Origin of the sequence: Microbacterium sp. PM5, from assembly GCF_003293595.1 — a bacterium.
Lineage (GTDB): Bacteria > Actinomycetota > Actinomycetes > Actinomycetales > Microbacteriaceae > Microbacterium.
Map to the genome: position 1 here is coordinate 1,590,200 of NZ_CP022162.1, position 25,920 is coordinate 1,616,119.

The 25,920-nt window shown below is 68.9% G+C and carries 27 protein-coding genes and 3 tRNA genes; 12 read left to right on the forward strand and 18 right to left on the reverse strand.

The genetic code is table 11. The annotated features are described in order from the left end of the window. Nucleotides 1-86 precede the first annotated feature (86 nt). Both CEP17_RS07800 and CEP17_RS07805 read right to left on the reverse strand, forming a co-directional pair. Nucleotides 87-413, reverse strand: coding sequence for a hypothetical protein (locus CEP17_RS07800; RefSeq protein ID WP_005049636.1), 327 nt, complete (start codon nt 411-413; stop codon nt 87-89). A 40-nt stretch (nt 414-453) separates the two neighbouring features. Further along, entirely contained in the window at nt 454-729 is a 276-nt protein-coding gene (locus CEP17_RS07805) for a hypothetical protein (protein ID WP_112931849.1), read from the reverse strand. Between the two features lie 145 nt (nt 730-874). Here CEP17_RS07805 and CEP17_RS15105 point away from each other — a divergent pair, with 145 nt between their 5' ends. Continuing rightward, nucleotides 875-1,030: a DUF4175 domain-containing protein gene (locus CEP17_RS15105; RefSeq protein ID WP_135948984.1), complete on the forward strand. Its 156-nt coding sequence runs from the start codon at nt 875-877 to the stop codon at nt 1,028-1,030. A gap of 21 nt (nt 1,031-1,051) precedes the next feature. On the opposite strand, the gene CEP17_RS07810 is transcribed toward CEP17_RS15105, so the two are convergent. Beyond that, on the reverse strand, nt 1,052-2,170 hold the full coding sequence (locus tag CEP17_RS07810) for an acyl-CoA desaturase (protein ID WP_204359814.1): 1,119 nt from the start codon (nt 2,168-2,170) through the stop codon (nt 1,052-1,054). 156 nt (nt 2,171-2,326) lie between these two features. On the opposite strand from CEP17_RS07810, the gene CEP17_RS07815 reads away from it, so the two are divergent. The 4 genes from CEP17_RS07815 to CEP17_RS07830 all read left to right on the forward strand — a co-directional run bounded on the left by CEP17_RS07815 (nt 2,327) and on the right by CEP17_RS07830 (nt 5,117). Further along, a complete protein-coding gene (locus CEP17_RS07815) occupies nt 2,327-3,244 on the forward strand; it encodes an ROK family protein (protein ID WP_112931850.1) in 918 nt (305 codons plus the stop codon). A gap of 53 nt (nt 3,245-3,297) precedes the next feature. Next, entirely contained in the window at nt 3,298-4,086 is a 789-nt protein-coding gene (locus CEP17_RS07820) for an alpha/beta hydrolase (RefSeq protein WP_112931851.1), read from the forward strand. 87 nt (nt 4,087-4,173) lie between these two features. Beyond that, nucleotides 4,174-4,581 (forward strand): DUF4383 domain-containing protein, encoded by a 408-nt coding sequence (locus CEP17_RS07825; protein ID WP_112931852.1) that lies wholly within the window; start codon nt 4,174-4,176, stop codon nt 4,579-4,581. Beyond that, nucleotides 4,578-5,117: a hypothetical protein gene (locus tag CEP17_RS07830; protein WP_112931853.1), complete on the forward strand. Its 540-nt coding sequence runs from the start codon at nt 4,578-4,580 to the stop codon at nt 5,115-5,117. Before CEP17_RS07825 ends, CEP17_RS07830 begins: the two co-directional genes overlap by 4 nt. Nucleotides 5,118-5,207: 90 nt before the next feature. On the opposite strand, the gene CEP17_RS07835 is transcribed toward CEP17_RS07830, so the two are convergent. Together CEP17_RS07835 and CEP17_RS07840 are read right to left on the reverse strand one after the other, a co-directional pair. Continuing rightward, complete coding sequence (locus CEP17_RS07835; protein ID WP_036316375.1) at nt 5,208-6,335, reverse strand: Gfo/Idh/MocA family oxidoreductase; 1,128 nt, start codon at nt 6,333-6,335, stop codon at nt 5,208-5,210. Beyond that, nucleotides 6,332-7,156, reverse strand: a complete 825-nt coding sequence (locus CEP17_RS07840) for a sugar phosphate isomerase/epimerase (protein WP_112931854.1) — start codon at nt 7,154-7,156, stop codon at nt 6,332-6,334. Before CEP17_RS07840 ends, CEP17_RS07835 begins: the two co-directional genes overlap by 4 nt. 135 nt (nt 7,157-7,291) lie before the next feature. Between CEP17_RS07840 and CEP17_RS07845 the strand changes: the two genes are divergently transcribed. Together CEP17_RS07845 and CEP17_RS07850 are read left to right on the forward strand one after the other, a co-directional pair. Further along, entirely contained in the window at nt 7,292-7,909 is a 618-nt protein-coding gene (locus CEP17_RS07845) for a TetR/AcrR family transcriptional regulator (RefSeq protein WP_112932900.1), read from the forward strand. 90 nt (nt 7,910-7,999) lie between these two features. After that, the gene (locus tag CEP17_RS07850) at nt 8,000-8,878 is read left to right on the forward strand and encodes a PhzF family phenazine biosynthesis protein (protein ID WP_112931855.1); all 879 of its coding nucleotides are present in this window, start codon (nt 8,000-8,002) and stop codon (nt 8,876-8,878) included. On the opposite strand, the gene CEP17_RS07855 is transcribed toward CEP17_RS07850, so the two are convergent. Genes CEP17_RS07855 through CEP17_RS07865 form a run of 3 tightly spaced genes read right to left on the reverse strand, consistent with a single transcriptional unit; the run spans nt 8,862 to nt 12,431 of the window. After that, a complete protein-coding gene (locus CEP17_RS07855; RefSeq protein ID WP_112931856.1) occupies nt 8,862-9,149 on the reverse strand; it encodes a hypothetical protein in 288 nt (95 codons plus the stop codon). The genes CEP17_RS07850 and CEP17_RS07855 overlap by 17 nt on opposite strands. Before the next feature lie 38 nt (nt 9,150-9,187). Next, a complete protein-coding gene (locus tag CEP17_RS07860) occupies nt 9,188-10,447 on the reverse strand; it encodes a cation:proton antiporter (protein WP_112931857.1) in 1,260 nt (419 codons plus the stop codon). 7 nt (nt 10,448-10,454) lie between these two features. Next, nucleotides 10,455-12,431: a DUF2156 domain-containing protein gene (locus tag CEP17_RS07865; protein ID WP_239498470.1), complete on the reverse strand. Its 1,977-nt coding sequence runs from the start codon at nt 12,429-12,431 to the stop codon at nt 10,455-10,457. A gap of 164 nt (nt 12,432-12,595) precedes the next feature. On the opposite strand from CEP17_RS07865, the gene CEP17_RS07870 reads away from it, so the two are divergent. The 3 genes from CEP17_RS07870 to CEP17_RS07880 all read left to right on the forward strand — a co-directional run bounded on the left by CEP17_RS07870 (nt 12,596) and on the right by CEP17_RS07880 (nt 15,035). Further along, complete coding sequence (locus CEP17_RS07870; RefSeq protein ID WP_112932901.1) at nt 12,596-13,270, forward strand: response regulator transcription factor; 675 nt, start codon at nt 12,596-12,598, stop codon at nt 13,268-13,270. Further along, nucleotides 13,267-14,382, forward strand: coding sequence for a histidine kinase (locus CEP17_RS07875; RefSeq protein WP_112931859.1), 1,116 nt, complete (start codon nt 13,267-13,269; stop codon nt 14,380-14,382). Before CEP17_RS07870 ends, CEP17_RS07875 begins: the two co-directional genes overlap by 4 nt. 149 nt (nt 14,383-14,531) lie before the next feature. Beyond that, nucleotides 14,532-15,035 carry a DUF2076 family protein gene (locus tag CEP17_RS07880; RefSeq protein WP_112931860.1) on the forward strand — a complete coding sequence of 168 codons (504 nt, stop codon included), beginning with the start codon at nt 14,532-14,534 and terminating at the stop codon, nt 15,033-15,035. 31 nt (nt 15,036-15,066) lie between these two features. On the opposite strand, the gene CEP17_RS07885 is transcribed toward CEP17_RS07880, so the two are convergent. Then, nucleotides 15,067-15,558 carry a GNAT family N-acetyltransferase gene (locus tag CEP17_RS07885; RefSeq protein WP_112931861.1) on the reverse strand — a complete coding sequence of 164 codons (492 nt, stop codon included), beginning with the start codon at nt 15,556-15,558 and terminating at the stop codon, nt 15,067-15,069. A gap of 128 nt (nt 15,559-15,686) precedes the next feature. On the opposite strand from CEP17_RS07885, the gene arr reads away from it, so the two are divergent. Continuing rightward, a complete protein-coding gene (gene arr / locus CEP17_RS07890; RefSeq protein WP_112931862.1) occupies nt 15,687-16,109 on the forward strand; it encodes an NAD(+)--rifampin ADP-ribosyltransferase in 423 nt (140 codons plus the stop codon). A gap of 32 nt (nt 16,110-16,141) precedes the next feature. On the opposite strand, the gene CEP17_RS15110 is transcribed toward arr, so the two are convergent. After that, a tRNA-Ser gene (locus tag CEP17_RS15110) sits at nt 16,142-16,224 on the reverse strand. 435 nt (nt 16,225-16,659) lie between these two features. Between CEP17_RS15110 and CEP17_RS07895 the strand changes: the two genes are divergently transcribed. Continuing rightward, the gene (locus tag CEP17_RS07895; protein ID WP_162722418.1) at nt 16,660-19,224 is read left to right on the forward strand and encodes a TGS domain-containing protein; all 2,565 of its coding nucleotides are present in this window, start codon (nt 16,660-16,662) and stop codon (nt 19,222-19,224) included. Nucleotides 19,225-19,424: 200 nt separating this feature from the next. On the opposite strand, the gene CEP17_RS07900 is transcribed toward CEP17_RS07895, so the two are convergent. The 8 genes from CEP17_RS07900 to serS form a co-directional block, all read right to left on the reverse strand. Continuing rightward, a complete protein-coding gene (locus CEP17_RS07900) occupies nt 19,425-20,498 on the reverse strand; it encodes an LPO_1073/Vpar_1526 family protein (RefSeq protein WP_343234068.1) in 1,074 nt (357 codons plus the stop codon). Beyond that, the gene (locus CEP17_RS07905) at nt 20,495-20,671 is read right to left on the reverse strand and encodes a hypothetical protein (RefSeq protein ID WP_162722420.1); all 177 of its coding nucleotides are present in this window, start codon (nt 20,669-20,671) and stop codon (nt 20,495-20,497) included. Before CEP17_RS07905 ends, CEP17_RS07900 begins: the two co-directional genes overlap by 4 nt. 338 nt (nt 20,672-21,009) lie before the next feature. Further along, nucleotides 21,010-21,573 (reverse strand): hypothetical protein, encoded by a 564-nt coding sequence (locus CEP17_RS15115; protein WP_162722421.1) that lies wholly within the window; start codon nt 21,571-21,573, stop codon nt 21,010-21,012. Between the two features lie 425 nt (nt 21,574-21,998). Further along, nucleotides 21,999-22,087, reverse strand: a tRNA-Ser gene (locus CEP17_RS07910). 100 nt (nt 22,088-22,187) lie between these two features. Next, on the reverse strand, nt 22,188-23,489 hold the full coding sequence (locus tag CEP17_RS07915; protein ID WP_112931866.1) for an LCP family protein: 1,302 nt from the start codon (nt 23,487-23,489) through the stop codon (nt 22,188-22,190). Between the two features lie 35 nt (nt 23,490-23,524). Continuing rightward, nucleotides 23,525-23,609 (reverse strand) — tRNA-Ser (locus CEP17_RS07920). A 96-nt stretch (nt 23,610-23,705) separates the two neighbouring features. Beyond that, entirely contained in the window at nt 23,706-24,635 is a 930-nt protein-coding gene (locus CEP17_RS07925; RefSeq protein ID WP_036288963.1) for an HAD-IIB family hydrolase, read from the reverse strand. Beyond that, nucleotides 24,632-25,909 carry a serine--tRNA ligase gene (serS, locus tag CEP17_RS07930; RefSeq protein WP_112931867.1) on the reverse strand — a complete coding sequence of 426 codons (1,278 nt, stop codon included), beginning with the start codon at nt 25,907-25,909 and terminating at the stop codon, nt 24,632-24,634. The genes CEP17_RS07925 and serS overlap by 4 nt, the downstream gene beginning before the upstream one ends. Nucleotides 25,910-25,920 lie beyond the last annotated feature (11 nt).

Below are 25,920 nucleotides of genomic sequence, written 5' to 3' on the forward strand. Positions count from 1 at the left end.
ACCGCCTTCTCCCCCACTCTCCGGGACGCTCGGCGGCGAGGCGAGGGGATTGACAGGTCCCCGCGCCCGTGCGACGCGCGAGGCCGTCAGCCGGTCAAGACCTCACCGGAGTAGGGGCCCTCGGGCTCGGGGACGATCTGCAACCCCGCCGTCGAGTTCGCGGCGTGCGTCAGCGCCTCCAGCCACGCCCGGTTCAGGGCGGGCTGACGGCTGCCGTGGTACGAGTAGACGATCGATGCGTGCGGGTGCAGCCAGATGGCCGTGCGCCCGTCACCGAGGCTCGTGTCGTTGCGCCACGTGAAGGTGAATGTCTCGCCGCGGCGGAGCTTCTGACTGATGACGACCTGCAGGTGCGCGAGCACGCGATCGTCGAACTCCGCTTTGACGCTGCCGTCGTAACTGAACCGTCCCACCGCTCCAGCCTACGTGGCCGCACGGACACGCCGGCGCCGATCAGCCGAGCAGCAGTGTGCGTCGCCGGATCTCGGCGCAGGCGAGATCGGCGCCCTGGATGTCGGATGCCAGCGCCGTGGTGGCGTCCAGCGTCGCCAATGGCATCCCGTTGCCGAGCAGCATTCGGCAGCGACTCGGCGCTCCGGCATCGATGCTCGGAAACTCCACGATGTCGGTCGTGGCGCACTCCATCAGTCGCTTCGCATACATCAGCACCGCGTCGGCGACATCGTCCGTCGTGAGGATGCGGTGTCCTTCGATGAGGATGTCTTTCATGGCTCGGCCTCGCCAGAGTCGTCAACGGAAGATCGGTACGCCTCAGTAAAACGCGGGGCGGGCGTCGACGGTCAGGGGGTTGACAGCCTCGGGCGGCGCTGTCAAGCCCCTGCGCGCGCGAGAAGACCACGCACACAATGAGGACATGGCACTCGCACTCATCCTCCTCGTCGTCGGCATCGTCCTGATCCTCCTCGGCGTCTTCGTCGAAGCGGCGAAGTTCCTGCTGTGGATCGGACTCGTCATTCTGCTCATCGCGATCATCGCGTGGCTCATGCGCGTCGTGAAGCGCAACGCCTGAGCCGGCTCGCACCGCTCAGACTCAGGCGCGGCGGTACTCGGCGGCCATCGGGCAGTCGAACGGGTCGCGCGCGCCCAGGCCCACGCGGTTGAGGTAGTCGATCACGATCGCGTATGAACGCCAGACGCTCGTCTCCGTGTACGGGATGTCGGCACTGCGGCAGTAGTCGCGGACGACCGATCGGGCGCGCGCGAGGTATGGGCGCGCCATGCTCGGGAACAGGTGGTGCTCGACCTGGTGGTTGAGACCGCCGAAGAGGGCCGTCGCCCACCATCCACCGCGGATGTTGCGCGACGTGCGCACCTGCTTGCTGAAGAAGTCGAGACGCGCCGCGGCGTCGACGACCGGCATGCCCTTGTGGTTCGGCGCGAACGAGGCTCCCATGTAGACGCCGAAGACGGCGAACTGAACCCCGAGGAACGCGAAGGCCATCCCGAGCGGCAGGAGCAGGAAGACCGGGACGATGACAGCCGCGAGTCGCGCCGTGATGAGAGCCAGCTCCAGGCCACGCTTGTTCACCGGCTGCCGCGACAGCAGGTGGCGGATGCCGTGCACGTGCAGGTTGAGGCCCTCCAGCGTCAGCAACGGGAAGAAGAACCATCCCTGATGGCGCGTGATGAGGCGGCGCAGTCCGCGCGCCTGGGCGGCATCCTCGACGAGGAACGAGATCGTGTCGACCTCGATGTCGGGGTCTTTGCCGACACGGTTGGGGTTCGCGTGGTGGCGGGAGTGCTTGGCGTCCCACCACGAATAGCTGATGCCGACGACGCCGGCGGCGAGGATGCGCGCCAGGCGATCGTTGGCCGGCCCCGAGCTGAGGATCTGCCGGTGCGCGGCCTCGTGCGCGAGGAAGGCCACCTGCGTGAACACGATGCCGAGGGCCGCCGCGATCAGCAGCTGAAACCAGCTGTCGCCGAGCAGGATGAACCCGGTGACGCAACCGGCCAAGGCCACGAGCAGCGCGGTGCCGACGAGCGCGTAGAACGCGGGGGCACGCCGCAGCAGCCCCAGCTCCTTCACGACCCGCGAGACCTGCGTGTAGGCCCGCGCGACGGGCGGGAAGCTCTCCGCCGTCGCGTACGTCTGACGGACGGGGCCGAGCCGTGAGACGGTCTCGATGACGGGCGCGGATACAGCCACGAGGGCTCCGTTCGATCGGCAACCGCCGCGGAGAAGCGAAGCCGCGGTGGTGGTCAGGGGCGAAGCCAAAGGCGGGTGCCGATCGCTGATGCCGACACTACGCTTGCGTCTATACGGCTACGGGCATACGGCCCCTTCTCTCCTCAAGGATGCGGCATGACACTGGCACTGGCGATCGATCTCGGCGGCACGAAGATCGAGGCGGCCCTCGTCGACGAGGAGGGGCGCCTCGTGGACGGCTCGCGTCACCGCACGCCCACCGGAGCCGGCGCGGCCGCGGACGTCACGGTGCTCGACCGCGGTCTCGCGGAGGTGATCGACGGATGTCGCGCGCACCCGAGATGGGACGAGGTCGTCGCGGCGGGCATCGGCGCAGCCGGACCGGTCGACGTCGCCGCCGGCACCATCGCGCCGATCAACCTTCCCGCCGCGCACGGGTTTCGCATCGTCGAGGCGGTGCGAGCCGCGAGCGGCCTGGACACGGCCACGCTGCGTCTGGACGGCACGTGCATCGCCCTCGCCGAAGCCTGGCGAGGCGCGGCGCGAGGGGTTCGCAACGCCATCGTCTTCGTCGTCTCGACGGGCGTCGGCGGCGGTATCGTCTCGGACGGCCGTCTGGTGGCGGGCGGATCGGGAAACGCCGGCCACTTGGGTCAGATGATCGTCGCCGACGTCCAGGGCGAGCCGGCGGCCTCCACTCTCGAGCAGCGCGCCTCGGGTCCGCACACGGTCGCCTGGGCCCGCGCCCAGGGGTGGGCCGGCACGACCGGTGAAGAGCTCGCCGACGCCTACCGCGCGGGCGACGAGGTCGCCGTCGCGGCCATCGCACGATCGGCGCACGCCGTCGGTATCGGTCTCACGAACGCCGCCACCCTGCTCGACCTCGAGCTCGCCGTCGTCGGCGGCGGGTTCTCGTTCGTGGCGGACGACTATCCGGACCGCATCGAAAGCGTCGTTCGCGAGAGCGCCGTCAACGCGTACGCCGGTCGCCTGAAGGTCGTGCGTGCCGGGCTGGGCGGAGACGCCCCGCTCATCGGTGCCGGCGCGCTCGTGCACCGCGCCGACCTCCTCTGAGGTCCGCTCCAACACCCTTGACCGATGTCGGAGGGCAGTGCTTGCATCGGGCCATGCATCACGTGATCTCCGCCGACGGAACGCGCCTCGCCGTCCACGACACCGGATCGGGGCCCGCCGTCGTGATCGTCAACGGCGCCCTGTCGACCGCGAAGGATGCCGCGGCGCTCGCCACGACGCTGGCCGAGTCGGGCATGAGGGCGATCACCTACGACCGGCGCGCTCGGGGCGACAGCGGCGACACGACCCCGTTCTCACCGCGTCGTGAGGCGGAGGATCTGGCCGCCGTCATCGCCGACGCCGGCGGAGAGGTCGCGGTGCTGGGGCACTCCTCGGGTGCGGTGATCGCGCTGTACGCGGCATCCCTCGCTGTCGAGACGGGGGTGCCGGTGCGCGCGCTGTTCCTGTCCGAACCCCCGTTCCACTTCGGCATCGACGAGCCGGCGCCCGATCTGCCGTCGCGCATCCAGGCGTTCGTCGACGCGGGAGACCGCGAAGAGGCCGTCGTCCTCTTCCAGCGCGAGGCCGTCGGGCTTCCCGACGCGATGATCGCGCAGTTCCGCGCCACCGACGCCTTCGCCGGCATCGTGCCGCTGGCCCAGTCGACCGTGTACGACGCGACGCTGGCCCGCGAGCTGTCCACGCCGACGGATGCCATGCTCACCGTCGACGTGCCGGTGACGATCCTCTGCGGCCAGCAGACCTTCCCGATCCTCACCGCGGCGGCCGAACGCCTGGCGGCGGCGATGCCGCACGCCGAGCTCATCGTCTCTCCCGAATCGGTCGGCCACCGCCTCGACCCCGCCGCCGCGACGCGGATCGTGACCGCGCGGCTGAGCTGAGGCACGACCCGCCCGCAATCCGTTCGGGGCGGCGCAGCGAACAACCTCCGTCACGACACCGGTCGCGACCCGAACAGGAGGTCAGTCATGAGCTCGTCACCGAACCGTCTCGTCGCCATCGTCTTCGGCGCCGTCTACCTCGTCGTCGGCGCCCTGGGTTTCGCCGTCACCGGAGGCGTCGGATTCCTCGCCACCGATGGTGGACTGCTGCTGGGGATCTTCGCCGTCAACCCGCTGCACAACATCGCGCACCTTCTCATCGGCGCGGCACTCGTGATCGCGGGCCTGAGCGGCGTGCGCGCCGCCAAGACGGTCAACGCCACCATCGGCGCCGCCTATCTGCTGCTGGGCGTGGTCGGCTTCTTCCTCGTCGGCACCTCGGCGAACATCCTCGCGCTGAACGTGCCCGACCACTTCCTGCACCTCGCCAGCGCGATCGTGCTGCTCGGCGTCGCGCTCGGCGCCGAGCGCGGCGCACGGTCGGTCACGGCATGAACGCGCCCTCCCGCGCGGCGGCCGCTCCGGGCGCCGCCGTGCGCGCCTGGACCGTGCCGCTCGCGTGGGGGGCGGGTCTGGTCTCGATCGGCATGGGCGCTGCCGCCATCACGGGCGACGTGTCTTCGGGCGCGGCCCGCGGGGCGGGCGTCGTCCTCGCCGTGGCGGGACTGCTGTGGCTGGCCTGGGGCGCGGCGGCGCTGACCACCGGCCGCCTGCTCCTCTCCCGGACCGCGGCGGCGTCGACGCTCGTCACTGTCATCGGCGTCGCCGCGCTCGTCGTTCTGACCGGAGGCCGCGCGAGCATTCTCGCCGCGGCGGTCGCGGTCGTCCTCCTGCTGACGACCGCCGTCATGATCATCGCCGACGGTCGCCGCCCCGTGGCGCCGGCCAGCGCGATCCGCTTGGTTCCTCTGCTTCTGGCCGCGGGTCTCGTGGCGGTCGTGACCACACCGGCGCTCGGCGCCGTGCAGGATGCGGCGCTCGTGCGACCCGACGGCACCGTGATGATCGTCGATCCGCACGCCGGTCACTGACCGCGAGGCCGGTCGCCGATCAGGCGACGAAGAGGGGTGGATGCCGGTGCTCCCGGCATCCACCCCTCTTCGCGTGCGCCCGGCGGCGACTCAGGCGAGCGTGCTCTCGAAGGGATCGAACCCCTCGGGCAGAAGCGGCACGTCGGCGACGGTGCTGTCGATCGTCAGGGTCTCGCCGGTACCGGCGGATTCCTGCGCCGACAGCATGACGTCGAGGACGTGATACCCGAGCTCACCGGTGGCGACATGCGGCCGCCCGTCCGCGATGGCGCGTGCCATGTCGAGCACGCCGAGGCCGCGACCGACGACGGTGCCCTGCGCGGGGATCTCGACCCACTCCTGCTCGAACCGCATGCCGTCACGGATCACACCGAGCGGCTTCACGTACGCGATGCGTCCGGTGAAGGCGTTCGGGTCGGGCAGCACGATCGTGCCCTCGGAGCCGTGGATCTCGATGACGCCGTGTCGCTCCAGCGCCGAGTCGAAGCTGAGCAGGTGGGTCCCGTGCTGGCCGCCGGCGAACGAGGTCAGCACCTGGACGGTCGAGGGTACCTCGACGGGGAAGGTCTCGCCCGCCCGCGCACCGGTGTGGATCTGACGGGTCGTCTGCCAGCGCGACCCGCGCGCCGTGACGCCCGCGACCGGACCGAGCAAGCTCACCAGCGCCGAGAAGTAATACGGCCCCATGTCCAGCAGCGGCCCCGCACCCTGTGCGAACAGGAACGCCGGCTCGGGATGCCACAGGTCGGGCCCCTGCGTCTGGAACGACGTCTGCACGAACAGCGGCGTTCCGATGACGCCCTCGCGGATGGCGCGCTTGGCGGTCTGGAAGCCCGGGCCGAGGATCGTGTCGGGGGCCGACCCGATGCGCACACCGGCCGCCTCGGCTTGCGCGAGCAGTTCACGCGTGCTCTCACGATCCAGGCCCAGCGGCTTCTCGGTCCACACGTGCTTGCCGGCGGCGACGGCGGCCTTCGACACCTCGACGTGCACCGCCGGGATCGTGAGGTTGACGACGAGGTCGACGTCGGGATTCGACAGCACGTCCTCCCCCGTGCCCCAGCTGGGCACGCCGTGCTCCTCGGCCTTGGCCTGTGCGCGTTCGGGCAGGAGATCGCCCACGGCCACGACCTCGACGTCGGGGAACGAGGTCAGGTTCTCCAGGTAGGTCTGGCTGATGACTCCGGTGCCGATGACACCGACGCGCAGGGCGCTCACTGGACGTACCCCCCGTCGCGGAGGAAGGCGTAGCTGGCGGCGATGTCCTCGAACACGTCTCCGGGGGCCTTGTCGTACTCGATCACGGCGTAGCGGATCGCCGTACCGGCCTTCAGCGCCTCCGCGAGAGGGACGTCGGCAGTGCCGGCGTGGCGCTGGTCGAGGCTGTCCGACCCGAAGGAACCGGCGCCGGGAGCCCAGGGGTTGGATGCCGGGACGACGCCGTCCTTGACGTGCACCGCGACGAGGCGGTCGCCGAGCGCGGACACGAGCGCGGGCACGTCCTGGCCGCCGGTGAGCGCCCAGAAGAGGTCGAGCTCGAGCTGGACGCGCTCGTCGGTCAGCGCGACGAAGCGCTCGTAGGCGGTGGCGCCGTCGAAGGAGGCGACGAACTCCTGGGCGTGGTTGTGGTAGCCGACGCTGAGGCCGAACTCCGCCGCCTTCTCGGCGGCGCGGTTGAGCCGGTCGGCGATGTCGGCGACACCGTCGGCCGTCAGCCAGCGCTCGGGAGCGACGAACGGGTCGATGACCGTGGTCATGCCGATCTCCGCCGCGGCGGCGAACACGACCTCGGGTGCCGGGGTCGGAATCTCGCCGTCCGGAGTCCAGAGGGTGTCGGACAGCAGCGGTGCATGTCCGGTGGGCGAGGCGAGTCCGCTGGCGTCCAGCGCGGCGCGGACCTGCGTGGGGCGGGAGACGAAATCGAACGCCTCCACGTTGCGCAGGCCGATCGCGGCGAGCTTGTCGAGCGAGCCTCCCATGTCGGCGGTGAACTCCTTGGCCAGCGTGTAGAGCTGGACGGAAGCGACGGGCAGTGTCATGACGTGCGTCCTTCGAACCTCGTTGTCTCGTGTGTGCGGCGTCGGCGGCGCATCGTCCGCGTGGCGCTGAGGCGACGGTATCACAAAACCTCCACATGGAGGTTTCTTCTTCGAGGATCGGCTAGGTTGGATGCCGTGAGCACGACGGACGGCACGGGCGACGAGGCGGTGATCGGGCGCCGCGGCCTGCAGCCGAAGGGGGTGGCGCGGCGCCAGGAGATCCTGGACCGCGCGATCGAGGTGTTCCGCGAGCGCGGGGCCGACGGCACGTCGCTGCGTCGCATCGCCGAGGCGATCGGCGTCTCGCATGCCGCTCTGCTGCACTACTTCGACTCCCGGGAGCAGCTGCTGGTCGCCGTCTACGCGCATGCCGAGATCCGGCGCAACGCCGCTGCGGACCCGATCGTCACCCCCGGCGTCGACACGATGATCGCTGCGGCGATCGCGAACGTCGACGTGCCGGGACTGGTCCAGCTGTATACGACGCTGCTGGCGGCCTCGCTGGAGGCGGGCAACGACGTCGGCCGAGAGTTCTTCTCGGCCCGCTTCGAGCGCGTGCGCGACGAGCTCACGACGTCATTTCACCGACAGCAGGTCGATGGCGACATCCGCGACGACGTCCCCGCCGAAGACCTCGCGGCGCTCTTGATCGCCGCCTCCGACGGCCTGCAGATCCAGTGGCTGCTCGAGCCGTCGATCGGACTCAGCGAGACCCTGCGCACGTTCGGGCGCCTCCTGCAGCCACCGCGCTGAGCGCAACGGTCAGCCGGTACCGAGCGTGTCGGCGATGACGGAGAGCAGATGGCGGCCCCGACCGACTTCGCGCGCCCGTAGCCTGAGAGGATGGCCGCACCCGAGATCCTCCGCTACACCGCATTCAGCTCTGACCCCGCCGGCGGCAACCCGGCGGGCGTGGTGCTCGATGCCGGCGGGCTGGACGATGCCGACATGCAGCGGATCGCCGCCGAGGTCGACTTCGCCGAGACCGCCTTCGTGACCGGGATGCGCGAGGACGGGGCGCGCACGGTGCGCTACTTCTCCCCCATCGCCGAAGTGCCGTTCTGCGGGCACGCCACGATCGCCACGGCCGTTGCCCTGGCCGAGCGCAGCGACGCCGATGCCATCGTCTTCGACACCCCCGTCGGCGACATCCGCATCGAGATCGAACGCGGCGCCGGCGGCATCCGCGCGGCCTTCACCAGCGCTCCGACCTCCGTGCGCGCCCTCGATCCCGACGACCGGGACGCGATCCTCCTGCTGCTCGGGCTCAGCAGCGACGAGCTCGACCCGACGCTGCCGCCGCGCATCGCCGACGCGGGCAACCCGCATCCGGTCATCGTGCTGTCCGACCGCACCCGCTTCGATGCGTTCACCTTCGACCCGGACCGCGTGCGCGCCCTCATGGATGCGCGCGGTTGGCCCGCGACGATCACCGTCGTGCACCGCTCGGCGGAGGATCGTTTCACCGTGCGCAACCTGTTCCCCGTCGGGCGGATCACCGAAGACCCCGCCACCGGCTCGGCGGCCGCCGCGCTGGGCGCCTACCTGCGCGAGCTCGGTGCGGTGCCGGTGCCGGCACGCATCGCGATCGAGCAGGGCCTGCATGTCGGTCGCCCCGGCCTGCTCGTCGTCGACATTCCGGCGACGGGGCGCGTCCGCGTCTCCGGCGTCGCCGTGCCGATGACGGACGCCACCCGCCCGCGCGTTACCGCCGACTCATGATAGCTGCGAGCGCGTCCTCGAGCACGAGAGCCTGGTGCACCTCGGTCGCCTGCGCATAGGACGCCCCCGCGAGCGCCACGAAGACGGCACCGACCACGTCGACGTACCCGACGACAAGGCCGTCGGCGATGACGCGGTAGCGGTCGATATCGTCGATGACCAGCCGATACGCCTCGTCGGCGCCGGCGGCGGGAGCGTCCGCACCGGGACCGGGTCGATGGCCCTCCTCCGGTCGCTCAGCGCGACGGGACGGCGTGGTGTCGATGGTCATGGTGCGCCTCCGCCCCCAGCCTCGCGCACATCACCGGATCACGCCGGGGGCTTGACGGATGCCGCCGCGGCACCTACCGGGGGCGGTGCGGCATCCGCTGCGCGTGCTCCCCACAGGCGCCGAACGAGCAGAGGCCCGCCGATCCCGTGGATCGCGACGCTTCCCAGCACGACCATGCAGGTCGCCGCCAGCACGAGAAACCCCTGCTCGCCGGGCAGGGCGTTCGCGGCGATGAGCCCGAACACGATGGATGCCGCGCCGCGCGGCCCCACCACCGCGACGAAGATCCGCTCCTGGCGAGTTGCCTCGCTTCCGAGCAGGGCGATGCCGACGGGGATGATCCGCCCGATGGTGAGCGCGACGAGCGCCAGGGCGATCGCCGGCCACCAGTCATACGTCTCGCTCAGCAGCACGACGGCGGCGAAGCCGAAGGCCAGCCACAGCAGCAGATTGGTCAGCCACGACACATCCTCCAACAGAGTGAGCTCAGCGCGGTCGAGCCCCTTCTCCCCGCGCGTCAGCCGGATGGCGATACCGGCGACGAACACGGCGACGAAGCCGTTGCCGTGCAGCATGACGGCAGCCGCGAAGACGATGAGCGGTGCGGCGACGAAGGCGATGCGCATGCTCTGCGGCTCGGTCCACCCGCGCTCATCGGCGAAGCGGGTCGCGCCGCCGATGGCCGCGCCCACCGCCGCGCCGACGAGAACGGCGATGAGCCCGGCGGGGGCCGCGACGGCGAACGCGCGCCCGGCGTCGCCCGTGGTTCCCGCCGAGGCGAACGCGAGCGCCGCGAGCAGGAGCGGAGAGACGAGGCCGTCGTTGTAGCCGCTCTCGACGCTGAGCCAGCGCCGCACGCGCGCGGGAATCCGCTCGTCGCGGACGAGGGAGGTTTCGGGCGAGAAGTCGGCGGGAACCGCGATGCAGGCGATGGCGAGCACGACGGCGACCGACAGACCGAGCGGGAGCATCAGCCCGACCGCGAGGACGAGCACGAGCGAGAGCGGCAGGCCGATACCGAGCAGGCGGACCGGCACCCCTGTGAACTGCGAACGCACCGAGCCGCGCACATCCAGCGCGTCGACGAACAGCAGGAACGCGAGGACGATCTCGGCGAGGAAGAGCGTCGCTTTCGACTCCATGAAGAGAATGCCCTGAGTGGGCAGCACGGCCCCGGCGATCAGACCGAGCCCGGTCATCACGATCGGCCCGTTCACCGTTGCACGCCGAAACGTCCGGCTCCACAGCGACCAGATCAACAGGGCGACACCGGTGACGAGCAGGAATGTCGTCAGCACGGTGACCTCACGCCATCGCCTTCAGTGTCGCGAAGATGGCGCGCAGCCGCAGGCCGGGAACATAGGCGCGGACCAGAGCCGATCCGACGCGCCCGAGCTGGAGGCCCTCGGGGTAACACATCCAGAGGGGGCGGTGCTCGGCGCCGAACTTCGCCTTGAACCTCTCCAGGGAGGCGAACCCGTAGGCCGGCTCGAGGGCCCGCACCACCCGACGCGAGAGCCGTCCGGGTACGGCACCCTCGTGCGGAGCGAGCGGTGTGCCGGACAGGCTGATCGTCGGGATGCCGTCGACCTCCGCCCGCCGGATGGTGGACACGATCGCGAACTCCATCGCTCCCGGCATGGCCGCTTCGGCGCGGCGCATGACATCCAGAGTCCATCCCACGACGACGCCCGCCCGTCGACGGGGAAGCCAGCTCGTGACGGCGTGGACGTCGCCGTCGGCGCCGACGACGAGCATCAGGCGCACCTCCTCGTCCTTCAGTTCGGCAAGGCCGCCGAGGGTGAAGCCCATTTCCGGAAGCGCCTTGTCCTGCGCCCAACGCCCACAGATGCGGTCGACCTGCTCTCGCGCGGCCGCGTCGAGATCGACGTAGCGAGTCCATACGGCCTCGACCGATTCGCGAGCGGCACGGTTGACGGCGGTCCGCAGGTCCTGGCGCCGCTTGCCGGAGAGGCTGAAGCCGGCGGTCGCGAGCACCGCTTCGGTGCCGACCGGCATCGTGGACCAGCCTGCGCCGGCCAGATCGGCGGCCGTCTCGGCATGGACGCTGTACAGGACCGGCATCCATCCCCGCTGATCGCAGAAGTCGGAGAATGCGCGGATGGTGGCCGCGCGGTCGGAGCAGATCGGATCGCCCACCGTGATCGCCACGCCGCCGCGCACGCGATACGCGACCACCGCGCCGTCCGGGCCGACCCACACCGAGTTGCCCGCCCAGGTCGCCATGTGGGCGAAGGTGCCCGTTCCGAGAGCGCGCGCGGCGTCCCGGGCGGCGGCGCGGTCTTCCGCCGTCGCCGCCGGCGCCGTGCGCCGGACGATCGCGCGAGCGCCGATCACCACGCTCAGCGCGGCCAGCGCCGGAAGGACACCGGCGAGTGCGATGACGATCTGCCATTCCATCTCACCAGCGCTGATCCCGGACCACCAGAGGTCCCCCTCGACCAGAGGTGTGAGCAGCACCTCGACGAACACGACGGCGGCGACCGTGACGAGCACAGCCCCGGCGAGCACGACGCCCACGATCCGACCGAGATCGATCAGCAACGCGCTGACCAGAAGAAGCGCGGCGGCCAGGGGCGCGAGGGATGCGTCGACCGCGGCGCCCGTCCACGCCAGGATTCCGCTGGCGTCGGGGGTCACCGCCGCCAGCGCGAGGGCGCTGGCCAGGACGATGAGCACGGATGAGACGAGGCGTCGCCACGTGCTACGAGCTCCGGCCGGCCACGGGCGCACCGCGGCGGACGGCGCCCACCACGCCGCTGCGGCGAGGCCGGGCAGCACCGCGGCCGCACGGGCCAGATCGGAGGCATGGCCGTTGACCAGGAGCATCGCAACGATGATCGTGACGGCGGCCCAGCGGACGCGTCGCCGCGTCGCGGGACGCAGCGAGCCCGACGCGACCGTCACCAGAAGCGCCGTCGTGACCGAGGGCACCCACGGTTGGTACTGCAGGGCCGTTACCGACAGCTGCTCCCCGAGAGCGGCAAGAGTGGACAAGACACCCCAGGCGAGCAGGACGGCCGTCGCCGTGCCCGCAGCGGTCACGAGCACCGCCCGCACGCTTCCCATCATGCGCTCGACGATCGCGAGCATCACGACCAGGCCGAGCCACGACAGCACGCTGAAGGCCGCCCCGTCCAGCGCGACCTCTCCCGCCGCGGTGACATGGGCGACCCCCATCCCCAGGGCCCCCGCGGCGACGGCGAGCGACACGGGGTGGCGCAGCACAGCACGGACGACGGCGGAGAAGGCAGGTTTCACATCATCGAGCCAACCTCGATCCGCGCGTCGACGCATCGGTCGGCAGGTGTCATCCGCCCCCGCCGATCGGCGGGCCTCCCTCCCGGCGGATGGCGGAACGTCCGACGACGTGGACGCGACCGCGAACACCATGATCTAGGTTCTGAGGGAGGGAGGTGGCGTCGATGATCCGTGTCGTCATCGTGGACGATGAAGCGCTGGTGCGCAGCGGCTTCACACTCATCCTGAATGCGACACCCGACATCCGGGTGGTCGCCAGCGCAAGCGGTGTCGACGCACTCGAGGTGATCAAGGCGGAGAAGCCCGACGTGCTGCTCCTCGACATCCGCATGCCCCAGGTGGACGGGCTCACGCTGTTGAACGTGCTCACCGCGATGCCCGATCGGCCGGCGATCGCGATGCTGACGACGTTCGACGCGGACGAGTACGTGCTCACTGCGCTCAACGCCGGCGCCTCCGGGTTTCTGCTGAAGGACACCGAGCCCGATCAGCTCGCGCAGTACGTGCGGGCTCTCGCCGCGGGCGGCGTCGTGCTCGCCCCGCGCGCGTCGCGTCGGCTTCTGGACACGCAGCCGGGCCGCCCGGCCATGGATGCCGAGTCCGAGCGCGTCGCGACGCTCACCGGTCGCGAGCAGCAGGTGCTCGCGCTCGTCGCTCAGGGGCTCTCCAATGCGGAGATCGGCGGACGGCTCTACCTGGGCGCCGGCACCGTCAAGGACCACGTCAGCGCGATCCTCGCGAAGCTGGGAGTCGCCGGTCGCGTGCAGGCGGCGCTCGCAGCGCAGCGCGCGGGCCTGCTCGACGCGCACGACGGCGCCGAACGGGACGACACGGTGTGAACGCCATCCGAGCATGGTGGCGGCGGATCCCGCCGCTCGTCGTCGATCTTCTCGCCGTCGCCGTGGCCGCCGCCGACGCGTACCTCTCGGCCAACACCGACGACCCCCTGACGCTCGCGGTCTGCATCCTCGGGTGCGCCGCACTGCTGCTGCGGCGTCGCTGGCCGGCGCTGGCCTTCGCACTCACCCTGCCTGCCGCACTCATCGCGAATGTGCTCGCCGCACCCGTCATCGCGCTGTTCAGCCTGTCGGCGCGCACGCGGGCGCGCGGGCTGCTGATTCTCGCGGGAGCGGCGTTCGCCGCGGCCGAGGCCATCGGGTGGCCGATCGTCGATCAGCTCGTCGTCGACCAGAGTTGGACCGCGGTCACCTTCGTGTACCAAGCGGCCACCGCGGCGGCGCCCATCCTGCTCGGCCAACTCCTGCAGACGACGGAGGAGCTGCACGCGCGCCTCGAGGAGATCGAGGCGACCAAGCGCCACGAACAGGAGTTGTACGCGCAGTCCGTCCTCGCCCAAGAGCGCAACCAGCTGGCGCGCGAGATGCACGACGTCGTGTCGCATCAGGTCAGTCTGATCGCGGTGCAGGCGGCCGCTCTGCAGGTGACGGCGGCGGATGCCGCGGCGCGGGAGGGCGCGGCATCCATCCGGTCCTTGAGTTCGACGACTCTGGAGGAGCTGCGCTCGATGGTCATGCTGCTGCGCGCCGCCGGCACCCGCAGTCCCGGTCTCGCGCCGCAGCCGACGATCGCGGAGCTTCCCGCACTGCTCGCATCGACCGGCATGGCCTTGGCGGTCACCGGAGCCCCACCCGAAGATCTGGGGCCCGCGGCGCAACGCGCCGTCTACCGCACCGTGCAGGAGGCGCTGACCAACGTCCGCAAGCACGCGCCCGGCTCGCCCGTCGCCGTCGCGTTCTGGCGGGACGACCGTGCGTGCGGTGTCACGATCACCAACGGCGCGATGACGGAGCCGGCTCTCGATCTGCCCGGCGCGGGTCTGGGGCTGAGAGGCCTCCGTGAGCGTGCCGAGATCCTGGGGGGAACCCTCGACGCCCACCCTCTCGATGACGGCTTCCTCGTGCGCCTGACCCTGCCGCGCCGCACGGACTGATCCCGCCCCGCCGTCAGGCGAGGGGTGTCCGCCGGTCGGCGAGCGTTCCCGGCCGCCCGGCGGATGGGCCCGCAGTCCCCGGCGACCGAGCATGGAAGAGCGCGGCCACGGCACCCGACGCCGATCCGCGCCGAACGAAAGGACATGCCATGCAGACTTCGGATGTGCGACTGATCGTCGACCTCGCCGACGCGGTGCGCGGTGCGGGACCGATCCAGAAGGATGCCGAGGCGGCCCGCCTGATCGATCAGCTGATCGGCACGCAGCCGGACGCCCTGTACTTCCTCGTGCAGACCGTGCTGCTGCAGAAGGAGGCTCTCGCCGCAGCAGGCGCGCCCGCCGCCACGCCTCCGGCAGCGCCCACGACCGCCGCGCCCGCCGCCGCGGAGGAGAGCGCGCGCCCACGCTGGGGAGGCCTGTTCGGGTCCCGGCGCGACGGCGGAGCCGATCAGGCGGCACCCGCCGGTGGTGGCGGTGGTGGTGGCAGCTTCCTGCGCACCGCGGCCGCCGGGGCAGCAGGCGTCGCGGGCGGTGTGCTGCTCGCGCAGGGCATCTCCAGCATGTTCACGCCTCCCCCCGCAGCCCCTGCGCCGTCCGCCGACGGTGGCGACGACGACGGTGACGACGGGTGGGACATGGGCGACGTGTTCTGACGGGGACCGTACGCCTGCGCAGCGGAGGACGTCAGCCCCCGGTGGCGTCCGCCGCTGCGATCTCCTTCTGCAGGAACACCTGCGCGGTGCCGTCCCCCTGATCGATGCGTGCGCTCTCCCGATACCCGAGGCTCTCGTACAACGCGATGTTCTGCGCACTCAGCGATCCGGTGAACAGCTCCGCCCGCCGGCATCCGCTCCCGACGCCTCGCTGTTCGACGGCCTCCAGCAATCTCGATCCGATGCCCTCACCCTGCTGATCGGGAGCGATCGCGATCCGGCCGACGAGGAGCATCTCCCCATCGGCGACGGCGCGCGCAACCCCCACCAGTCGCGTCCCCGCGATCGCGACGCAGCCGAGGTTCTCGCGCAGTTCGAACTCGACTTCCTCCAGCGTCTGAGTGAGCGGGGCCATATCGGGGTCGCCATAGATGAGCGCCTCGGCGACGAAGGCCGCCCGCTGCACGGTCAGCACCTCGCCCGCGTCGGACGGGTGGATGGGGCGGATGGTGATCTGGGGCATGGGGGGTCTCCTGACGACCTCACGAGACTGACGCGGGTTCCGCATGAACGTCAATCCCCTTGCCGGTTCTCTCGGCAGGAGAACTCGGCACGCGCACTCGAGAACCGCCGGCGACCTACGCTGACAGCATGAGCGCAGCCGACGAGACAGGTCCCTTCTTCCACGGCACGGTCGCCGACCTGCTCCCGGGCGACCTCCTGAGCCCGGGGTTTCGATCGAACTATCGACCCGAGGTCGTGATGAACCACATCTACTTCACCGCGCTGCTGCCCGGCGCCGGCCTCGCGGCCGAGCTCGCCGCCGACCTCGCCGCCGACGGCCGCGCTCCTCGCGTGTACCTCGTCGAGCCGACAGGTGCCTTCGAGGACGATCCGAACGTCACCGACAAGAAGTTCCCCGGAAACCCGACCCGCTCCTACCGCAGCGCGCAGGCGTTGCGTGTGGTCGAGGAGGTCGCGGACTGGCCGCGGTTGACACCGGAAGAGCGGCAGCTGTGGCGCGAGCGCATCACGTCCCGACCGCCCGAGGAGCGCGGCGAGATCATCAACTGACGGGGAGCGAACCGCTGAAGCGAAAGGGGAAGTGGCGGAGACGGAGGGATTTGAACCCTCGGTCCCCGTAAGGGGACTCCACCTTAGCAGGGTGGACCTGCGACTTTCGGCCTCCGCGGCCACGATCGTGCCCGCGTCGCGGAGTCACGCGGATTTGTCCGCTCATCACCGACTTTTTCCGCGGTGACGGCACACACTCCAGTGAACCGGTCGGTGCACGACGCTGGAGGAGCTCGATCCCCAATCGGGCGGTGCTCCCTGGTGGCGCCCTCGCCTGCGGACGGGCGTGTCGAGAAGACGTGACCCGTCAGTTCGGGGATGCTTGAGGGTTACCGGGTCCCCGGCGCCGCGAACGCGGCTGGCCGAAAGCACAGGACCATGATGACTTCTCTTCGGATTGCTGACTGGGGCGCTATCGGCTTCGCACTCGCGTTCCTTATGACGTTTTCCATCAATGACTCCCTTGCCTGCGCGAGTCAGATCCGACTGCCAAGCGCGCGGGAAATCGAGCCAGGATCCGTTCATCTCCCACAGCCGGTACGCTCTGCGCATGGCGTCACCGACCGTTCCGCGCGACGACAACAGCGCCCTTGCGCGGGTGGGTGATTCCCCCGTCATTGCGGCTGCAAGCGAAACTGGGCTAGGACGCCTGGATGCTGTCGATCGTGCGGTGAGTATTGCTGATCCCTCCGTCCCGCCTCCCGCACGAGCGGCGACCTTCCCCTCGCCGTCTACCATCGCGCGGGGGTACCTCGACCTCATGGTTGTCGCCGCCTCGCCGAGAGAGTTGGTCAACCGTGATCAAGAGCTTCGCGCCATTGCGGAGTTCGTCAAGGGAGACTATGCCGTCATGGGGTGGGAAGGCCGAGAGAAATCCGGCAAGACCGAGCTATTGCGCGCAGTGGTCGCACGCGGTCTCCCAGATACGAGGGTCATCCCGTTTTTCATTGACTCTGCGCGAGCAGGAATGGACGACGTGCGTGCATTCGCCTCAATCGCGGGCGCGTTCGTCGACGACATCATTGGGAGAGACAGTTCGCCGCGATCCGCCGAACTAGCCCATATCCCGCAGCTCTTCATGTCTGCGCTGACGGAAGCCGCTCGGCTCACCGAGAAGGCTGGGCAGCGCCTCTTGCTAGTGATCGACGGCTTAGACGAAGACGCTGCCATGGACCCGGGCTTGGCGCAGCGCCCGTCTATTGCGTCGTTGCTACCTGCAGACTACGGAAGCATCCCCGCGAACGTACGTATTCTCGTTAGCCGTCGACCAGCACCTCCGTTGCCCCCGGATGTCGCGCATGGACATTGGCTACGTGACGGGAGCAACTGGAGGACGCTCAGTCCGCTCGCGATCGCCGACTCGTCGATCGATCCCCGCGAGGTTGATCACCTGATGAGCACCTCGCTCGGCACCACGATCGCGGCGCTCATTCTTGCGGCAGAGGGCCCACTTACCGTGTCCGATCTCGCGATCCTAGCGCCCGCGCCCGTGACTCAGGTCGAGCAGCTACTTGCTCAGCGAACCACAAGGAATCTGATTCCTGTACAGTTCGCCGGTCGAGTTGGTTTCCAGCTAGGACACGCGACGACGGCAGAGCGTATTGTCCAGAATCTTAGTCCGGCCCTGCGAGACCTGAATGGGCTGAGGGATCTCGAACGGTGGCACAACCTTCGAGATGAAGTCCTATCGCCATATCGGAAACGGATCAGCGCAGTCGTTGACGAATGCATCACGATGCAATGGAACCTGCGAACGACCCCGTATTACCTGGCGACTGACGCGTTCGTCCTGAGTGAGCTCGAACGAAGCGAGAATCGGGAGCGCCTGATTGCCATTCTCACCGACCCCGCTCGGCGCGCGTGGGTAAGGGAAGTGTCAGGGTCCGATGCGATCGAGTCTGAACAGTACTGGCAGGTGCTTCAGCGTCTGAGCCCACGGTCACCCCTCGATGTCTCAACGTTTGATGCGCTTACAGCGGCTCTTGACCAGGATGACATCAGCCCGTCGGGACTTCGAGAAATTGGCTCCGCCGTTCGCGCAGCCCGGACTCGCCGCGACCCCTCGCGCGAGTCAACAAAGCTCGTCACAGAATCCCAACGGATCGGGCTCCATGTCGACTTGTACAGAGAGCTCCTTCGGCGAGGTGGTATCGCTGCGATCGCCGAACTCTCGAAGTTTTATGACGCGACTGCGTGGTCGCCATCCGAGCTGGAAGCGCTGGCGAATGCAATCGCAATCGAAGACGTGAAACCGCGTCGCCCCGAGCTAGCCGATCAGAGCCCCGAAGTGATCGAGTGGTGGGATCGAATTGAGACGCTTGCAGACATTGCTGCCTCAAAACGCCACAGGCCGGCGGGCTCGTCGCGGCGGTCTAAGACGCGTCGTGACAATTCGATAGCAGGCGTCGCTAGTAAGTCCGAATCTTCAACGCATCGAGGTGTCTCAAATCCGGGCTCCCTGATGCAGGAGTTGATCCAGTTGGCCGCAGGCGGCCATCCCGAAGAAGCGCTGGTCCGCCTCGACAACGAACTCCCCGCGGGGCGTCATCATCATGAGGCACTCGCTCAGGTACTGCCCCGCTTTTTTACGGGCCGGAACAGCGGCGACGTCTTGCGACTGATAGACGATCGTCTAGTCACCGACGGACGAGACCGAGCCATCGAGGAACTCTCACGTCGAGTAGCATTGCAGGCCGACTTCAAGACGGCACTTGCGCTGATATCCGACAGCATCACCAACCCAGTCGTAAGGTCGAGAGCTAACGATGCCGTGAGTGCCATCCTCAAGAAGCGGGACCGAAAATCGAAGGTTCGAATGCGACTCGGCGGTGAAGGATCGATCGTGGTCAACAGCCCGGCAGGGAAACGCGTGCGGCTTCCAAGAGACGCAACGCCAGTAGATTATGCGTTCGCGATACACACCGAGCTCGGTGAGCGGATCGTCACAGCATCGGTAAACGGGGCTGCAGTCTCACTGGATTGGAAACTCCAGGACGGCGACAAGGTTGAAGTTGTAGCGGATGCTCGACACGGGGCCCCGTCCCTCACTTGGCTGGCGTCCGTGAAGACGTCCCGCGCTCGCAACAGGATTCGTCGATGGCACTCCACCCGCTGATCGCTCGTTGCTGCGGACCGCGACATCCACGCGATGCGCGGTCCCATGCAGCGCACTTCAATCACACTCAGCACCTGATCCTCCCGTCCAGGGCCCCACGGTCAATCGCCCGCGAGCGGCCACTCGCTGCCGCACCCGGCGCTGAGTATCTGACCGTCAGCGGGCGAACGCTTGAACTCAGGGCGGCGGCCTAAGGGAGCTCAGTCGCGCGGCAGATACCCCTCCGGGTCAAGCCGAAAGCAGTTCGCACGTGCGAGCGCGCGGCCGACCGATGTGAGTTGGAAGGATGCGTCCTTCAGAGAGTCCCACCAATCGGCGAACGGTCCGAGGTGCGGCGTCTCAGCAATTCTGGTGCGCAGTGCCGCGCGGGCGCTATTGTCCTGCTGACCAAGCCCGAAAACGCTCGCGGCCTGCCTGATCACCTCTTCGTTGAAGCCCTCGCGGTTCTGGCGTGTCATCTGTTGCTTGTCGAAATTCGCCTTGCTAACCGTGTTCAGCCGCCGATAGCCGGGCTTTAGTTCGTGGTCCACGACGGCTGAGCCCCACGGGGAGTCGGGAAAGGCCCCACCTACAAGATCCGGGCCGGGGGCTTCAACCCCTGGTGCAACGTAGCCATTCAGTCTTTCGCCGTAGTACAGCTCGATCGTTTTCGTCCCACCGAACCCGCTGGTCCCAACGCGCACGGCGTCAAGGATGTCGAGATGGTCCAGCCACTCAGTACCTGACGGCAGGCCACCGTCGATCACACGCTCAAAGATGCCATCGAGGGTCTCAAGTCCGGCCGCGATGGACCCGGCGGCGGGCGTCCAGGTGGTCAAAGCATAGGTGGCCGTGAGCCCGCGGAGAGCCTTCTCGTCGACCCTATCCATGATCTCGATTGCACGGTCGATCCCGGCCACCACCGGACGCTCTCGCGGGTTCTCCACTCTCTTCGCAATCAGCGCGGCGAGCATGTCATAGTCGAGCTCCCGCTCGCTGGCCGCGGCGCCCTCTTGCGCCTTTCGATAGGCGCGGATCACAGCAGGATCCGCAAATGCGCCGAGCTCACCTGCATCGGCAAGCCGAGGAAGAAGTCGATCGTCGAGATGCCCGATTCGCGACTCGATCGCGGCGTGTGCCTCAGTTGAGTACGCTTCGACAAGTCGTCGGGTTTCTTCCTGCATGATGGCACGGACGCGCTCCTCAGTTACGCCCTGGTGAATGACAATATTCCCCGCAGCCTGGTACTGCCTGGATCCTTGGCCGCCGCGCTGGCTCTGCCCGGTGGGCCTCACTGGCGGGCGTCCTTAATGTCGCCACCTGCCTGCATCAGCTTCGAATTCCTCCCTGCGCGCTGCGTCTGCGACTGCCGCCTGGTCATCACTCGCCATGTAACGGCGCTTCCACCTGCAGCGCCAACGATCAGTCCGATGATCATTGTGCCGAGTCCATCGAAGAACCAGTCCATGATCTGCTCCCTACTCTGCCGAGGCGTCCGCACGCCATAGTCACGACGATATCGACCCGCGGCGACCCCGGAGTGCATCGCTGGCCGGCGCGGCAGACCGTTCATTTCGGGACGGAGACGAGCGGGGCGGCCGCCGGTCGACCGCGTGCGACAGGTTGCGGCGCCACCGTCAGGACCGCTGCGAAGAGGCCACGGCTCGAGGAGGTTTGACGACGAGGGTCGGAACCTTAATCGCGGACGTTCCTTCTGTCCTCGGTGGTCGATACTGTCAGTCTCGGCGGAGAAGGCGGATATCGCCCGACACGGATCACCCTTGATAGCGGCTCGGCTTCGCCGCGTCACATGGCTGTTCCCGATAGAACGTCCCGCAACCGAACCGCGTGTCTCGGTAGTCGGTGGCTGACTGCCACACCGTACCGGCTGGCTAGCGACTGGAGCGCTGACCCACAGCATTCATGTACACATACACGAGCTGTCGGCCCCGAACTCGGTGAAGCAACGGTCGCAGGGGCGCGCTTCCTGTTGGGCTCGCCGGCGCACTGCGGAGATTGCCGCGGGGCTCTCGCCCGCCAAGGGGCGTTCGTATGAGCGATGGTACCGCTCAGCGTTTCTGACTGGTCGCGCTGATAATCGGCGAGCAGCTTCGCCTCCTTGGCGTTGAGGCGAAGCGGCTTCTCGCTCGCCGTGCGGAACTCGTCCAAGTTCGAGTCCATGGCGTCGATCTTCCAGTTCACGCCGTTCAGCGTGCGTCCGAGCGCTTCGGCGCGAGCTCCCTGAATCGCTGGGTCGCGGCGCTTCCCGACGAGCAGAACTTGCAGCGCAGCTTCCTCGCCCTCAAACGTCCAGACCTCGTCGAGGTTGGTGGCTCCAGTCTGGAACTTCCCCTCATCGTCTGTGGGCACGCCGCCCATTCTGTCGATTCCAGTCCACTACCTGGCGGCATTACCAGACTTCGCCATCTGCGGCGGGCCGCCCGAGAGCGGGTCCTCACCCGTTCGGCGACAAGGCACCATCGTCTTACCCGCTGACGCAGTCGCCATCGTTCGTATGACAGGCTCGCGCGCAGGCGCGCTGATCGGGGCCGATCCGCGCGGCCTCAGGGCGCCACAGGCCGGGAGGTGCACCACCCTACTGGGGTTGACAGGCATCTTCGCTAGGAAGGACGGCGCGGGGAGCGCCTCATGAGCGGCGCCAGCACAACGCTAGGAGTGCACCACCTTGCAGGATTGGGGGCAACCTCAGGGGCGACTTGTCACAAACGGAATGCGAAATCGCCAAATTCTGCACAGAACGCTTTGAAAATGACGGGCTGAACAGGGATTTTCGGCGGAGACGGAGGGATTTGAACCCTCGGTCCCCGTAAGGGGACTCCACCTTAGCAGGGTGGTGCACTAGGCCTGACTATGCGACGTCTCCAGGCGCTGCCGGTCGAAACCGCGCGAACGCACCCCGCAAGCATAACGGTTTCGGAGCGTGCTGCCGAACCGGATGCCGCCGCATCCGGTCGATGGCACGATCAGCGCTGGGCGACGGTGCAGGTCACCTGGGCCGCGGTCTGCCCGGTGATCGACGACGGCAGCTGCACGGCCTCCTGCGTGGGCGTGGGTGCCGCAGCCGTCGCGCCGGCGTCGCCGGTGGCCGTCGGGCTGGGCGTGGCGCCCGGGTCGGCGGGCGACGGCGTCGCCTCACCGACGACCTCGGTGCCGTAGCCGTCGCTGGTCGACCCGGTCAGCTGGATCGGCTGGTTGTTGGCGAGCGCGTCGAAGAGCACCTTGGCCGCCGAGGTGACGGGGTCGACACGGGAACCGCCGGTCGCATACACCGTGGGGTACTGCACGAAGACGATGTCCTGGTACGGCACGCTGCGCACCGCCATCGCGATCTGCACCATCCGCTGCGGGTTCGCGAGGGTCGAGCTCAGCACGACCTGTGGCGGGTCGGCGGTCACCTGCGAGATCGCGGTGTTGGCGAGGTTGAAGAGGGTCGCCGGGTTGCCCAGCACACCCTCGGACTGCAGCTTGCGCACCAGAGAGCTCAGGAACTGCTGCTGGTTCGAGATGCGGCCGAGGTCCGAACCGTCGCCGATGCCGTGACGGATGCGGAGGAACTGCAGGGCTTCGACGCCCATCAGCGTGTGCTCGCCCTTGGTCAAGTTGAGCCCGGTGTGGCTGTCGCTGATGTCGTCGGCGACACAGACGTCGACGCCCCCGATGGCGTCGGACATGGCGATGACACCCGTCCATCGCGTCGCGGCGGCGAACTGGATGTCGATGCCGGTCAGCTTCTCGATGGTCGCCACGGTGCACGACAGGCCGCCGTACATGTACGACGCGTTGAGCATCTGACCGCTCATGGCCGAGTACTGCGTGCCGTCCGGACCCGTGCACGAAGGGATCGGCACGATCATGTCGCGCGGGAAGGAAACGACCGTGACGCGACGCGGCTGATCGGAGATGTGCACGAGCATCGTGACGTCGTTGCGCTCGCCGTCGGTGTCGCCGGCCTGGCAAGCACCGGAGAGGGCGGCGTTGGGCCCCTCGCAGGAGTCGGTGCCGACGACGAGGATGTTGGCGCCGCCCTCGATCTCGCCGAGCGTGGGCGGAAGCGCTTCGTCATCGCCGCCGATCGAGACACCGGCGGCCTGAACGGCACGCGCGGCATCCCACACATAGAACGCGCCCACGGCCGTCGTGCTCACCACGGCGACCGCGACGATCGCCGCGAGGATCGCGAGCACCTGCGAAAGCGGGTGCGGAGACTTCAGGATGCCGTGGCGGGCGACGGGCTGCCGACGAGGGCGCTCGGGGCGTGGACTCACGGGGGACCTTTCGACAGCGGGCACGACCGCTTCTGCGGAGGGTGTGGGATTCGAACCCACGGGACATCTCTGCCCACCGGTTTTCAAGACCGGGTCCATCGGCCGCTCGGACAACCCTCCCGATGGATGCCGCAGCATCCCTCAGACAGGCGACGAGTCTAGTCGACGCACGATGCCCATCATCGCGCGTCGTCCTGGGCGGCGGCTGAAAAGACGTCAGAGTTCGCGCAGGATGTCGGCGACGCCGCCGGCGTGCACCGAAGCCGTGACCTCTCCCGCTTCACGGCGCACCTCGTCGGGCCCCTGTCCCATCGCGATGGCACGGCCGCCGTGATCGAGGGCCCAGCGGAACATGCCGAGGTCGTTGCGACCGTCGCCCATCACGAGCACGCGCTCGCTCTCCACGCCGAGCCAGGTGCGCACGCGCTCCAGGGCGGTCGACTTGTCGACGCCCTGCGGCGCGATGTCGAGCCACGCCGACCAGCCCACGGCGTACGAGACCTTGGTGAGGCCGATGCGTTCGACGAGGGCCAGGAAGTCCTCGTCGGTCTCGTCGGGTGCGACCACGACGACGCGGCAGACGGGCTGCGCGACGAGCTCGGCGAAGTCGACTCGGCGCGCGTGCGCCAGGTTCCAGTCGTCGAGCCGCTCGGTGTAGAGCCGCTCGCCGTCGGCGAGTTCCACCATGTACTTCGCGTGCGGCAGGTGCGCGCGCAAGAGGTCGACGACCTCCGAGGGGTCGAACGTCTCGACGTGGAAGCGCTCGTAGCGGCCTTCTTCCGCGAAGTCGCCCCCGACGCGCTTCATGATGACGGCGCCGTTGGAGCAGACCGCGTACTCCGGGGCGAGCTCGAGCACGTGCTGGATGCCGCGGGTGCCCTCCCAGCTGCGGCCCGTGGCGAGCATCACCTCGTGTCCGGCGCGATGGGCGTGCGCGACGGCCTCCACGACACCCGGGCTGAGGGTCTCGTCCTCCAGCAGCACCGTGCCGTCGACGTCGAGCGCGATGAGCAGGCGCTCCGTCGCGACGGCGGGGTTCTCGGCATCCGTCGCCAGATCGTCGACGAGGTGCGCGGCCTTCGGCGCGTCGACGACCTCGATCGCACCCGTGGGCGGCAGACGGTCTTCGGCGCGCGGGCCGCTCATGCGATCGGCTCCGCCACCTCGAGGCCGCCGAGGTAGGGCCGCAGCACCTCGGGGATCACCACCGACCCGTCGGCGCGCTGGTGCGTCTCCAGCAGCGCCACGATCCATCGGGTGGTCGCGAGGGTGCCGTTCAGCGTCGCGACCGGAGCGGTCTTGCTCGCCACGCCGTCGACGCTCGGCCGGTAGCGCACGTCGAGGCGGCGCGCCTGGTAAGTGGTGCAGTTGCTCGTCGAGGTGAGCTCGCGGTACGAGCCCTGCGTGGGCACCCAGGCTTCGACGTCGTATTTGCGCGCGGCGCTGGAGCCGAGGTCTCCCGCGGCCACGTCGATCACGCGATAGCTCAGGCCGAGGTCCTGCAGCATCTGCTCCTGGAGCCCGACGAGGCGCAGGTGCTCCGCCTCGGCATCCTCCGGGGTCGTGTAGACGAACATTTCGAGCTTGTTGAACTGGTGCACCCGGATGATGCCGCGGGTGTCCTTGCCGTACGAACCGGCTTCGCGCCGGTAGCAGGTGGACCAGCCGGCGTAGCGCTTCGGGCCGGCGGTCAGGTCGAGGATCTCGCCCATGTGGTAGCCCGCAAGGGGGACCTCGCTCGTGCCGACGAGGTAGAGGTCGTCGGCCTCGAGCTTGTAGACCTCGTCGGCGTGCTGACCGAGGAAGCCGGTACCGCGCATGACCTCGGGACGCACGAGCGTCGGCGGAATCATCGGGATGAACCCGGCATCCAACGCCCGCTGGAGCGCGAGGGACATGAGGGCGTACTCGAGGCGGGCGCCGATGCCGGTGAGGAAGTAGAAGCGGCTGCCGGAGACCTTGGTGCCGCGCTCCATGTCGATCGCGCCGAGCTTCTCACCGAGGGCGAGGTGGTCGAGGGGCTCGAAGTCGAAAGATGCCGGTTCGCCGTGCGTACGGACGGTGACGAAGTTCTCCTCGCCGCCGGCGGGGACCCCGTCGATGACGATGTTCTCGATGCGGGCGAGGGCCGCGTCGGCGGCCTCCTCGGCCGCTGTGACCGCCTGCTGGGCGGCCTTGACGCGATCGCTCAGCTCCTTGGCCTGCGCGACGAGCGCGGGCTTGTCCTCCTTCGGCGCCGAGGCCACGGTCTTGCCGTGGGCGTTCTGCGCGGCGCGCAGCTCTTCGAACGCGGTGATCGCCGCGCGCCGGGCGCGGTCGGCTTCGATCGCGGCGTCGACGGTGTCGGCCGACTCGCCGCGCGCCTCCTGCGAGCGCTTGACGAGGTCCGGATTGTCGCGGAGAAGGGCGAGATCGATCACCCGACAGAGTC